This window comes from Prevotella sp. tf2-5 (genome assembly GCF_900115435.1).
Taxonomy (GTDB): Bacteria; Bacteroidota; Bacteroidia; order Bacteroidales; family Bacteroidaceae; genus Prevotella.
The window spans coordinates 241,627-254,346 of the sequence record NZ_FOWK01000003.1 but is presented as its reverse complement, the minus strand read 5'-3'; the positions used below and the strand labels follow the sequence as shown (position 1 = coordinate 254,346).

Genomic DNA, 12,720 nt, shown 5'->3' with positions numbered 1-12,720 from the left:
TTGTTTCGATATTTCGATGCTTTACTCATCTCGCATGGCATCAACAGGTTTGATGCTCATCGCACGTGCCGCTGGGGCTAGTCCTGCCAGTACTCCCATCAGGCTAACCATCAATGCCGCTACGATGGCAGTCCAGAAGCCTACCTGGAAATGCGCCGTTAAAATACCGTCCTCCGTATTACCCAGTTCAAGCATCTGTAAGATCAGCACGGCAAAGAGGATACCACTCATACCTGCCACCAAGGTCAGCACGATACTCTCTGAGATAATCTGCGAGAGGATCATCCTTGGTGTAGCACCGATAGCACGACGAATACCTATCTCTGTCGTCCGCTCACGCACTGTCACCATCATGATGTTCGACACACCGATAGCACCTGCGAGAAGTGTTCCCAGTCCTACCAGCCAGATGAGGAAGTTGACACCTTTAAAGAGGTTATCAAGCATCTGGAAGAGCACCTCTGTATTAAACACCATTGCCCCCTGCTCATCAGTAGGATCCACAAAATGGGCTCTGGCGATGGTTTCACGGATACGAGGTGACAACTTACTCATCACGACACCAGGACGACCCGTTGCTGCGATGAGATCCACCTGGGAGCCTCGGTTGTAGGTCTGTTGCACCAGTGTCAGTGGCAATGTGATCTTCTCTTCCGCACGACCGTTGAAATTGATGCCTGCAGCACTATAATCCACACCAATGACCTCATAATAGGTAGAGTCCACACGGATACTCTTGCCACAGGGGTCACCCCCCTCTTTGAAGAGATCTTTGTATATCTTCTTACCCAACACACACACCTTCCGATGCTCCAGGACATCCATCTCATTGATGAATCGTCCATAATACATCTTTGGAGCAACCACTTCAGCATATTCCGGAGTTACGCCCTGTACACGTGGGATGGTCTTCTGCTCTCCATAATAAGCGGTATTGGAGGTACCCCAAGGAGTAAACAGGATGGGAGCCACCACATCCAGTTCCGGCACCCGTTGACGCAAGCGGTTGATATCCTTCTCGTCCATAGTCCACCAGCGTCCCTTACGGAAACCCTTATAAGGCTTCGTTGTCTGTTGTGACCATATCATGACCGTATTCGTGGCGAAGCCCTCGAAATTCCTTTCCAGCATCTCCTTCAGTCCTTGTCCACCACCTATCAGGGCGATGAGCATGAAGACACCCCAGAACACGCCAAAGCCTGTAAGGAACGAACGTGACTTATTACGAGTCAACGTGTCCAGTATCTCTCTGTAACTATCTAAATCTACTCTCATCATCAATCAGCTCTTAATGCCTCAATAGGGCGGATTCGACTTGCTTTAAAGGCAGGTATAAGTCCTGCGACAGTTCCCGCGACAACCATCACCATAGTAGCCTCGAAACACACATCAAGTCCCACTGTGGGGTTCAGGAACATGGTCGCTTTAAAAAGTCCCGTGTCAATGGTGTCATGCCCCACTGTCGCATCCATATACTCGTTGGCAAGGACACCCAGCACCATACCCACATACCCAAAGAAAGTAGTGATGATCACACTCTCTGTGATAATCAGCTTAAGGATGCTCCATGGTTTGGCACCTATTGCCTTACGGATACCGAACTCATGGGTTCGTTCCTTGACCGTGATCAACATGATATTCGAGACACCTACGATACCACTCAGCAAAGTAAACAGTCCCACGATCCATAGGGCAGTACGGATAATACCGATACCCTGTTGCATCTGCAGGTTCTGCGTATAACGGTTCCACAACCAGACCGCACTCTCATCCTCAGGATGAGCCTGATGGTTGGCATTGATACGATGACGGTATTCCTCCTCGAAGTCCTCATTCTCCTTCTCCGTACTCAGCCCATGGAAGGTGAACTCGATATTGCCGGCATCATCCGTATTAGCTCCGAAGATACTCTTGATGGCAGAATAGGTGGAGAAGGCAGAAGCCTGGCTGTCCTCCTCGTCCTTATAGATACCTACTACCTGGAACATGAAATTATTCACTTTCACGTGACGACCTAATAGTGACTTATAGTCTTTGGGCTCCAGTTCCTTTGCCTGCTTGTTGCTCAATACCAAGACCTTACGTTTCTGCTGTTGGTCGATATCATTGATAAAACGACCATACAGCATCTCCATCTTGTCAATCTTCGGATGGTTAGGATAGACACCAAGGACGGTTGTGCTGAGATACTCCTGGTTATTAGTTATCGTTGCCGAGATACTGTAACGTGCTCCCACCTCATCGACATGCTCCTTGAAGTCATCAGACGTGGCATCCAAGTCCCTTGTCTGCAAACTGATATTACGGCCCTCTTTCATTCCCTGATAGGGCTTTGACGTCTGACCGCCGAAGACCACCATAGAATTGGAGAGGAAACGCTCGCTCTGTTGCATATTGGCATTGATGAGTCCGTTACCAGCACCCAACAGGACGATGAGCATGAAGATACCCCATGCCACAGCGAAGCCTGTCAAGCCCGTTCGCAACTTATTGCGTTGCGCCGTCTGCCATATTTCCTTCAATAACTCCATCTTTGATTCTGATAATACGGTTAGTCTGCGCACCCACATTAGGATCGTGGGTCACGATAATCTGTGTCATTCCCTCGTCAGCATTCAGTTGTTTGAGCAACTGCATCACCTCCACGCTCGTCTTCGAGTCAAGTGCTCCTGTCGGCTCGTCGGCAAGGATGATCTGTGGTTTGGTAATCAAGGCACGGGCAATGGCGACACGCTGTTTCTGTCCACCAGAGAGCTCGTTGGGGTAATGCTCCGCCCAGTCCAATAGACCCAGACGGTCCAGGTATTCCAGCGCAAGGGTGTGTCGCTTTTTACGCGACACCCCTTGATAGAAGAGCGGCAACTCCACATTCTCTACTGCTGTCTTGAAAGAGATCAGGTTAAATGACTGGAAGATGAATCCAATCATATGGTTACGATACTCAGCCGCTTTCGACTCGGAGAGGTTCCAGATGGGTACCCCATTGAGCAGATACTCCCCAGAGTCGTAGTTGTCAAGAATACCTAATATATTCAATAAGGTAGACTTGCCAGAGCCTGATGCTCCCATGATGCTGACGAACTCCCCCTTCTTGATATCGAGTGAGATACCTTTCAGCACATGGAGCGGCTGGGCTCCCTGATAGGTTTTGTTGATGTCTTTTAAATGTATCATATCTGTCTCTTAGACGTTATACTTATCGAAAAGGTTGCAGACCTCCTCCTTATTTATTCCCAAAAGTCTCATCTGTCGGAAGAGCTCTGGCAGTTTGTCGTCCATGAACTCCTTCTTGCGAGCCTGGAGGATCTGCTCCTTCGCACCAGGGGTCACGAAATAGCCGAGTCCCCTTTTATTATATATAATGTTCGCGCGTGCCAGCTCGTCGTAAGCCTTGACAGCGGTATTGGTATTCACCTCCAGCATCACAGCATACTCTCTGACAGATGGGATACGGTCGTCATCCTTATAGGTGCCGGCAAGGATCTCATCACAGAGGCGGTCCGCCATCTGGATGTATATCGCTTTCTCGTTATTAAATGTCATACGTTCAACCATTTATTGTTAATCGCCTGTACACGGCAGAAGATACGGTAACTCAACCAGTAGTTGAAACAAGTCAAGAGATACAGACACACCATGATGACATACGTTGCCGGATGTACCTGGAGACCGTTCTGCTCATCGTAGCTCAAGAGGTTAATATTACCTTCAAAGTCGATGTGATGAAGTACGTTCACGATGATGATAAAGCACAACACTATGAACAATGTAGTCATCAAGAACTGTTGACGACGGAATGCCGTCCCTCCCAGCATATACAGGGAATGGAAAAAGAGAACGCACCCAGTCACTAAGAAGAATACATCCCACCAGTGACAGACTTGATCGGTATTGGTAGTTGTCACCAGTCCATGGATGTCTGGTGTTATCTGACTTAGGAAAGAGGGGACTCCCCAAATCATCTCACGTCCGAATGCTGGTGCCATCAACGTGCGGATGGTATCAGCACAGAAGAAAGCGACAAAGGTCACGATAGCGACGACAACGGTCGACATGACCCAGCAACTGATATACTTCTCCAAGTTGGAGGCTGGGAACATCAGATAGGCAATACGCTTGCGAGTGTCTTTCAATACGGAGAAGATGCCTGTGGCACCAAAGAGCATGGAGAAGACGAAGAAGGTTATACTGAAATTGACGGCATTATCAACTCGCATCTTATAAATATCCTGACCATTGTAAATGACTTCCCCCACTTCTGTCATGAGCATCTCCATGAAGAACAACACGAGGAAGAAGATAAGGAACAGTCTCAACCAGAAGTTGCGTCCCATCAGCAACTGACTCTTAAAGGTCAAAGCGAATCTATGGAAATCGAAGTTTTTCATTTTGTCTGCGTTTTGAAGTTAAACAATAGTTCGAGGTTGATCTGTGTCTCAGCATCACCAGCCTTGCGTTCTGCGATGACGGCATTACCCTGTAGGGTAGGCTCGGCATAGAGCACGGTGTCGTCCATCTCCTGAGGGGCACGATACTCGAAGGTGTACTTGTCGGTAATCTCCTGCACTGACGCATTGAGCAGCATACTACGCTGGTCGAGGATGAGGATGTGGTCGAGCAACTGCTCCACGTCATGCACCTGATGGGTAGAGATGATAATGGTACGGTCCTCTGTCATGTGCTGGGCAATGACCTTGCGGAACTGCGACTTCGAGGGGATATCCAAGCCATTGGTAGGCTCGTCCATGAAGAGGTACTTGGTATTCGTGGCAAGGGCGAATGACATATACGCCTTCTTCTTTTGTCCCATCGACAACTCATTGAGTTTCACATGACGGTCTAACTCAAAGTCCTTCAAGCAACTATCCAGTACCTCGTCAGAGAACTTGGGATAGAACGGACGGTTGAGGTCGGCAAACTCTGACAGACGGATAGGTGGCAGGTCGAACTCCTCCGTGACGAGGTACATGTCACGCAGCAACTCCGGCTGTCGCTTGCAGGTAGCAATACCATCGCAACATACTGAACCCTTCGTAGGACGCAGCAGTCCCGTAAGCAGATAAAGCAGTGTCGACTTACCCGTTCCGTTCTTGCCGAGCAGTCCATAGATACGATTCTCCTCCAACTGGAGAGAGAAACCATCGAATACAAGTGCCTTCTGACCCTTGTACTTGTAACTGATGTTCTCAACGTTAATCATACGTTATTTCCTTTTATTATTAGTACCTATTCTTTAGTGTATCGGTGTACTACTTTAATAGTACACTGCAAAAGTAGTAATTAAAATGTTTCCCACCAAACTTTTCCGTCACTTTTTTCACGATTAGGAGATATTTAACATTTCCACCTTATTTAATAATACATGCATGCGAGATAAGGAGAATATGGGAAAGAGATAAGAAGAATCTGCAAAATGAATATCCGCTGGCAGAGTAAACACACTGAGACGAAAAAGTAAATTCAGTGTATTTACTGAGTAAATTCAGTGAATTTGGTAAGTAAATTCAGTGTATTTGGTGAGTAAATTCAGTGAATTTACTTTGTTAACACTTATTGGGAAATTTCATGACACCAATTTGTATGGATTATCCAGATTTTTAATTATCTTTGCACAACCATAGACTAAGTTTATATGAAGCCAACTATTATCAATTATCGGTTCCTGGCAACTACCCTTTTGGTGCTTGTCTGTATGACGATGACCACATCGGCACAGACATCAGGCGACGACACCACCGGCAATGATGTACTCCAAGAGGTACGCAAGTATTTCAACTCCGACAATGAGGGAGCGTTTTACATCGCAGCGGAGAGGTATCGCGACTATCACCTCAAGACAGGGAACCTCCATCTCTACTACAAGGGATGGGAACACGAGATCCTGTATGATGTCAACCACAACCACTTCTATCGTGCCATGCGGAAGACGACCACGATGCATAACGACATGAAGAGACGCAAGGCGGAGGACGAGTACTATAGTGCGACACACCTGCGGGGCATCATCTACTCCCTGAAGGGCAACATCACCCTCGCCCACCAGTATTTTGAGCGGGCATTGGAGGAGGTGGACCACTCCCAGCCTATCAACCTCATCAACATCTATCTCGACCTCGCTAATATCGAGATGGACACACAGCCACAGGAAGCCATGAAGCACCTGGACTGTGCCATTGACATCATCAAGGCAAATAATGGGAGGTATGAGTATAGCGACGCCATCGGCTTCAAGGTGATCGTCGCCTTTGCCATGCGTGACTGGGACACCCTCCACAAAGCCTACCAGGAGTATATGAGACTCCAGAAAACATTAGGAGACGACTTCAGTGTCACCTATTACCATTATGTGCAGATCTGCAAACACGCCGCAGACCACCGTTATGACGAGGCTATCCGACTCACCAACCTGTTGACCAACACCACCGACCAGTATAAGTTCCAGACAGATATCTACGAGCTTGCCGGCGACACGGCGAACGCCTTCCTCGCCCAAAAGCACTACCTGGCTGTCAAAGACTCTGTCAATAATGTCATTATGAGTGAGGAGATGGTGGGCTCGGCAAGCGACCTCGCATCCATAGAACGCAAGAACGAGGAGTGCAGCGAGCGTTCCGAGCGCATGAAATGGAGCATGATGGCACTGGTGCCCATCGCTTGTCTGATGCCTATTGCCGCCTGCCAGTGCCATAAGAGGAAATACACGAGGAAGCTACAACAGCAGAACGAGGAGTTGAAAATCGCACGTGACAAGGCACAGGAGGCAGAGCGCATGAAGATCAGTTTCATCCAGAACATGACACATGAGATACGCACCCCCTTGAATATCATCAGCGGCTTCGCACAGGTCATCAGCGACCCGGACACCGATATCAGCAAAGAGGAGCGTACGGAGATTGCCACCCGCATCACCAACAGCACGAATAATATCGTGAATATCATCGACGAGATCCTGGACATCTCTGGAAAGGAGAGCATCCACTATATCGACAAGAGTGACCTAGTCCATTGTAATGAGATTGCCCAAAAGGTACTGAGGGATTTTGATGATGACGACAAAGACTACCAGATTCGCTTTGAAAGCAGTCTGAAAGACAGTTACAAGCTGATGACCAATGCGAAGGAAGTGGAGAAAATCCTCCATAACCTGCTGAACAACGCCTGCAAGTTCACAGAGAAAGGACTCATCACCTTGTCGTGCTATCATGACGAGATGGAAAAGGATATTGTCTGTTTCAGTGTGACAGACACAGGAAAAGGTATCAAGGAAGGAGAAGAGGAGAAAATCTTCGAGCACTTCTACAAAGTGGACGCCTATAAGGAAGGCGTGGGACTTGGTCTTCCTCTGTCACGACGGGTCGCCAGACAGATGGGTGGTGATGTCGTGTTGGACACATCCTACAAAGACGGCAGCCGCTTCATCCTGAAACTACCGGTCGCATGACCGTGTGTCATCAGCCACGCTGGTCGGCTCCCCACATCATCTTGTCACGTAAGGTGTGGAAATACTTCTGTCCTGCACGCTTGACGACCTTCACCTTATAGGGAGCCTTGCGTAAGGTCAGGCGCGTCCCCTCCACGCATTTCTCCGAGCGACCGTCGAGTGCCACTAGGAAATTATGGGAGCGGCTCTCTACCGTCAAACATATTTCCGCATTATCGGGAATCACAATAGGACGGATATTCAGGGAGTGTGGGGCAACGGCTGTCATCGAGAACACACTCGTTCCCGGTACGATGATCGGACCGCCCACAGAGAGGGAATAGGCGGTAGAGCCTGTAGGAGTGCTAACAACCAGTCCGTCAGCCTGATAGGTCGTCAGGTAATCCCCGTTGATCGTCGCACGGATGGAGATCATAGAAGCATTGTCACGCTTCAGGATCGCCACATCATTCAAGGCACAATGATAACCCTTCAGAGGTGTCCCGTCCGTCTCCACAGCAATGGCGGCACGGGTCTCAATGGTATAGTCTCCCTCATAGATCGACTCCACGATGTGCTCTATCTCCCCCGCACCGATATCAGCAAGGAATCCCAGGCGTCCCATGTTCACACCTAAGATGGGGATCTGCTTATCACCGACCATACTCGCCGCACGAAGGAAGGTACCGTCACCACCCATCGAGATGACGAAATCCGCCTCAAAGTCGGAACCCTCGAACACGGTGTCCGCTGTCACATTCAACTGATTGCCACGCACCAGGAAGTCATAGAACTCCTTTTCTATACAGACTTCGGCATGACGTTCAGAGAGACACGCCAGTATCTTCGTGATAGACGCCGACTTCTTCGGCTGGTATGTATTGCCGAAAATGGCAAACCGTAGTTTTCGTGAGATCATAAAAAATCTGTCTTTTTTAGCCGTTATTTGACAAACATTTTGTATCTTTGCCGTGTATTATGTGCGCAAAGATACCACTTTTTAGTGAAAAAGCGCATAACTGAAGAACAAAATTACTTAGAAAATGACAAAACTGAGTGTAAATATCAACAAAGTAGCCACCTTACGCAATGCCAGAGGTGGTAACAACCCTGACGTGTTAGCTGTCGCTCACGACGTGGAAATGTTTGGTGCCCAGGGCATTACCGTCCACCCCCGTCCCGACGAGCGTCATATCCGCTATCAGGATGTCCGTGACCTGAAACCACTGATCACCACTGAGTTCAATATCGAGGGAAACCCCATCGATTCTTTCGTGGATCTGGTATTGGAAGTCATCCCCAAACAGGTGACACTGGTACCTGACGGACACGACCAGATCACCAGTAATCATGGATGGGACACTATCGAGAACAAAGGTTTCCTCACGGATATCTGTAAGACGTTCCGGGATGCCGGCATCCGCACCAGCATCTTTGTTGACCCAGACCCGAAGATGGTTGAAGGTGCCAAGGCGTGTGGCGCCGACCGCGTGGAGCTCTATACCGAGCCCTATGCGTCACAATATGCCGCTGACCGCGCTGCCGCCATCGCGCCGTTTATTGCCGCAGCGGAAGAGGCACGTCGTGTAGGACTGGGACTGAACGCCGGACATGACCTCTCCTTGGAGAACCTGCAGTATTTCCATGAGATGATTCCATGGACAGACGAGGTGAGCATCGGGCATGCCCTGATATGCGACGCCCTCTACTTGGGATTACAAGAGACTATCAAGCAGTATTTACTAGCACTAAAATAGACTATGGCAAAGGTATATGTATTTTTAGCAGACGGCTTCGAGGATGTCGAGGCGCTGATTCCCATTGATGTATGGCGTCGTGGTGGAATGGATGTAACGACAGTAAGTATCATGGGGGATCCCGTCGTAGAGACAGCTCATGGTGTGCGTATTATCGCCGACACCCTTTTCGAGGATATTGATGTCAGTGATGCCGACTTGTTATTCCTTCCGGGAGGAATGCCAGGCGCACAGAACCTCTACAACCACGAGGGGGTCCGCAAGGCTGTATTGGCTCAGGCGGAGAAAGGTAAGAGGGTCGCAGCCATCTGCGCTGCCCCAGCTGTTGTCCTTGCCCAACTGGGAATCCTTGACGGCAAACTGGCAACCTGCTATCCTGGTTTTGAAAAGATGCTCACCAAGGCGACTTACACAGGAAGACTCATCACGGTAGATAAGAATATCACGACGGGAGAAGGCCCTGCTGCCGCTTTTCCTTTCGCCTATGACCTGCTGGGGCAGCTCACCAGTCCTCCCATAGCCCACCAGATTGCTGAGGGCATGCGTTTCAAACATTTGATGAGTGAGAAGTAACATTCATGGACTATATCATCATTGTTGCAGGAGGAAAAGGATTACGCATGGGGGGAGAGATTCCCAAACAGTTCCTGCCCATTGACGGGAAACCCATCCTGATGCGTACACTGGAGCGTTTCCATACCTATAGCGAGACGTTGCGGATTATCTTGGTATTACCCAAAGACCAGCAGGCATATTGGCTACAACTCTGTGAGCAATACCATTTCCCCCTCCCTCAACAGGAAGGGGAATGGGGTGAGTCATACCAAATGACCGATGGTGGGGAGACACGTTTCCATAGTGTGCAGCATGGACTTGCCCTCATCCCTGATGATGCGGAAGGAGTCGTGGGTGTCCACGATGGTGTACGTCCCTTCCCCAGTATTAAGGTCATCCGCGACTGTTATGAGACGGCACGGACGGCAAAGGCTGTCATCCCCGTCATCCCCGTAGTCGAGACCGTCCGCCAGTTATGCGGTGTCAACTCTAAACTCTCAACTATCAACTCTCTACTGTCAAAAACCGTCCCCCGCAATGACTACCGACTGGTACAGACCCCTCAGTGCTTCGACATCCAACTGCTGAAGGCAGCAAACAAACAACCTTATAACGACAACTTTACCGATGATGCCTCTGTCGTAGAGAGCTATGGTCAGCCCATCACCCTCGTAGAAGGCAACAGAGAGAATATCAAGATCACAACCCCTTACGACCTGAAAATTGCGGAAGTATTAGTTCATGACTAATTATGAAGAATGATGAACTATGAACTATTAGAGCAAGACATACAGTTCCTGCCAGGGGTAGGTCCCAACAGGAAGAAGATGCTCAGTCAGGAACTGGGTATCGAGACCTTTGGTGACCTGTTGCAGTATTACCCTTATAAACACGTGGACCGCAGTCGTCTCTATTCCATCAGGGAACTGACTGGCGATATGCCTTTCGTTCAGGTGAAAGGACATATTCTGAGTTTCGAGACCTTCAAGATGAGTGCCCGTAAAGAACGAGTCGTCGCTCATTTCACAGACGGCAGTGGTAAGGTGATGGACCTGACGTGGTTCAATGGTGGGAAATATGCCAAACAGAGTTATAAGATAGGTACGGAGTATATCATCTTCGGACGACCGAATGTCTTTAACGGACGTATCAACGTCACCCACCCCGATATCGATGCCGCTGACAAACTGGAGCTCTCCACGATGGGTATGCAACCTTATTACAATACCACGGAGAAGATGAAGAAGAGCGGACTGAACTCCCGTTGTGTAGAGCGTTTTATCAAGACGCTCCTCGATGTCATCAAGGAGCCCTTGCCAGAGACACTCCCCGACTTCATCACCAACCGTCTGCACCTCATGAGCCGGGACGAGGCACTGCGTAAAATCCATTATCCACAGAACAGCAGCGAATTGGAGAAAGCGCGTGTCCGACTGAAATTCGAGGAGCTCTTCTATGTCCAACTGAATATACTTAGGTATGCCAGCGACCATCGTCGCAAATATCGTGGCTATATCTTCTCAAAGGTAGGCGACTGTTTTAATTCGTTCTATCATGACCACCTGCCCTTCCAACTGACAGAGGCACAAAAAAGAGTCATCCGCGAGATCCGCAAGGATACCGGGTCCGGACGACAGATGAACCGACTGTTACAAGGGGATGTAGGCAGCGGCAAGACCTTGGTGGCACTGATGTCGATGCTCATCGCCCTCGACAACGGCTACCAGGCATGTATCATGGCACCGACAGAGATCCTCGCCGAGCAACACCTGCAGACCATCCAAGACTTTCTTCATGGAATGGACATCCGGGTGGAACTGCTGACAGGTATCGTGAAAGGTAAGAAACGACAGGAGGTGCTGGAAGGACTGCAGGACGGTCGGGTACAGATTCTCGTAGGTACCCATGCCGTCATCGAGGATACAGTACAGTTTGCCAACCTCGGCATGGTGGTAGTCGACGAGCAACATCGTTTCGGTGTCGCCCAGCGTGCCAAGCTATGGAGTAAGAACACCAACCCTCCCCATGTGTTGGTGATGACGGCGACGCCCATCCCACGCACCCTCGCCATGACCCTTTACGGTGATTTGGACGTGAGTGTCATCGACGAGCTGCCGCCAGGACGCAAACCCGTTGTCACCACCCACGTTCTCGACCGTAGCATGCCCTCGCTCTATGACGGGCTACGGAAACAGATCAACCAAGGCAGACAGGTGTATATCGTATTCCCACTCATCGAGGAAAGCGAGAAAATCGACCTCAAGAACCTGGAAGACGGCTTCGAGGTGTTACGACAGGTGTTCCCAGAGTTCCGGCTGAGTAAGGTTCATGGCAAGATGAAACCCAAGGACAAGGAAGAGGAGATGCAGCGTTTCGTCAAGGGAGAGACACAGATGCTCGTCGCCACCACCGTCATCGAGGTGGGTGTCAACGTACCTAATGCCTCCGTGATGGTGATCCTGGAGGCACAACGCTTTGGACTTAGCCAGTTGCACCAGCTCCGCGGACGTGTCGGACGAGGTGCCGACCAGAGTTATTGCATCCTTGTCACCAACCCTCAGTTAAGTGAGGATACCCGTAAGCGAATCGATATCATGTGCGAGACGAACGACGGTTTCCGTATCGCCGAGGCAGACCTGAAACTAAGAGGTCCCGGCGACTTGGAGGGGACACAGCAGAGCGGTATGGCGTTCGACCTGAAAATCGCTGATATCGCCAGAGACGGACAACTCGTACAGATGGCTCGTAACGAGGCACAGATGATTATCGAAGACGATCCGGCATGTGTGTCGAACAAATATTTGATGCTTTGGAACAGGCTTCGTCAATTACGTAAAACAAACGTTAATTGGGCAGCTATTTCTTAAGGGAAGTGTTAAAACACACACAAATATTGTTAACGCACACCACATTTACACCTAATATATAAATATTTTTATTACCTTTGCAGCGACATTTTTCCTTCAGGGAACTATTTCGAACATAAAA

12 protein-coding genes are annotated in these 12,720 nt (G+C 49.4%); 5 read left to right on the top strand and 7 right to left on the bottom strand.

Annotation, left to right across the window (positions count from 1 at the left end; all coding sequences use genetic code 11):
- Positions 1–21: 21 nt before the first annotated feature.
- From BM257_RS04785 to BM257_RS04760, 6 genes are read right to left on the bottom strand one after another with little or no spacing between them, the layout of a single operon-like run.
- Complete coding sequence (locus BM257_RS04785; RefSeq protein ID WP_092069367.1) at positions 22–1,275, bottom strand: ABC transporter permease; 1,254 nt, start codon at positions 1,273–1,275, stop codon at positions 22–24.
- 2 nt (positions 1,276–1,277) lie between these two features.
- Positions 1,278–2,531: an ABC transporter permease gene (locus tag BM257_RS04780; RefSeq protein ID WP_092068989.1), complete on the bottom strand. Its 1,254-nt coding sequence runs from the start codon at positions 2,529–2,531 to the stop codon at positions 1,278–1,280.
- Positions 2,488–3,174 (bottom strand): ABC transporter ATP-binding protein, encoded by a 687-nt coding sequence (locus BM257_RS04775; RefSeq protein WP_092068986.1) that lies wholly within the window; start codon positions 3,172–3,174, stop codon positions 2,488–2,490. Before BM257_RS04775 ends, BM257_RS04780 begins: the two co-directional genes overlap by 44 nt.
- A 9-nt stretch (positions 3,175–3,183) precedes the next feature.
- The gene (locus tag BM257_RS04770) at positions 3,184–3,543 is read right to left on the bottom strand and encodes a GntR family transcriptional regulator (protein ID WP_092068984.1); all 360 of its coding nucleotides are present in this window, start codon (positions 3,541–3,543) and stop codon (positions 3,184–3,186) included.
- A complete protein-coding gene (locus BM257_RS04765; protein ID WP_092068981.1) occupies positions 3,540–4,388 on the bottom strand; it encodes a hypothetical protein in 849 nt (282 codons plus the stop codon). Before BM257_RS04765 ends, BM257_RS04770 begins: the two co-directional genes overlap by 4 nt.
- The gene (locus BM257_RS04760; protein WP_092068978.1) at positions 4,385–5,200 is read right to left on the bottom strand and encodes an ABC transporter ATP-binding protein; all 816 of its coding nucleotides are present in this window, start codon (positions 5,198–5,200) and stop codon (positions 4,385–4,387) included. Before BM257_RS04760 ends, BM257_RS04765 begins: the two co-directional genes overlap by 4 nt.
- A 432-nt stretch (positions 5,201–5,632) precedes the next feature.
- Between BM257_RS04760 and BM257_RS04755 the strand changes: the two genes are divergently transcribed.
- Positions 5,633–7,441, top strand: a complete 1,809-nt coding sequence (locus BM257_RS04755) for a sensor histidine kinase (RefSeq protein ID WP_092068975.1) — start codon at positions 5,633–5,635, stop codon at positions 7,439–7,441.
- 10 nt (positions 7,442–7,451) lie between these two features.
- Here BM257_RS04755 and BM257_RS04750 read toward each other — a convergent pair whose 3' ends face one another.
- Positions 7,452–8,339 carry an NAD kinase gene (locus BM257_RS04750; protein ID WP_092068972.1) on the bottom strand — a complete coding sequence of 296 codons (888 nt, stop codon included), beginning with the start codon at positions 8,337–8,339 and terminating at the stop codon, positions 7,452–7,454.
- A 124-nt stretch (positions 8,340–8,463) separates the two neighbouring features.
- Between BM257_RS04750 and BM257_RS04745 the strand changes: the two genes are divergently transcribed.
- Genes BM257_RS04745 through recG form a run of 4 tightly spaced genes read left to right on the top strand, consistent with a single transcriptional unit; the run spans position 8,464 to position 12,599 of the window.
- Positions 8,464–9,177 (top strand): pyridoxine 5'-phosphate synthase, encoded by a 714-nt coding sequence (locus BM257_RS04745; protein ID WP_092068969.1) that lies wholly within the window; start codon positions 8,464–8,466, stop codon positions 9,175–9,177.
- Between the two features lie 3 nt (positions 9,178–9,180).
- Positions 9,181–9,750, top strand: coding sequence for a DJ-1 family glyoxalase III (locus BM257_RS04740; protein WP_092068966.1), 570 nt, complete (start codon positions 9,181–9,183; stop codon positions 9,748–9,750).
- Positions 9,751–9,755: 5 nt separating this feature from the next.
- Positions 9,756–10,481 (top strand): 2-C-methyl-D-erythritol 4-phosphate cytidylyltransferase, encoded by a 726-nt coding sequence (locus BM257_RS04735; RefSeq protein WP_092068963.1) that lies wholly within the window; start codon positions 9,756–9,758, stop codon positions 10,479–10,481.
- A gap of 12 nt (positions 10,482–10,493) precedes the next feature.
- Positions 10,494–12,599, top strand: coding sequence for an ATP-dependent DNA helicase RecG (gene recG, locus BM257_RS04730; RefSeq protein ID WP_369821304.1), 2,106 nt, complete (start codon positions 10,494–10,496; stop codon positions 12,597–12,599).
- The last annotated feature ends 121 nt before the right edge of the window (positions 12,600–12,720 follow it).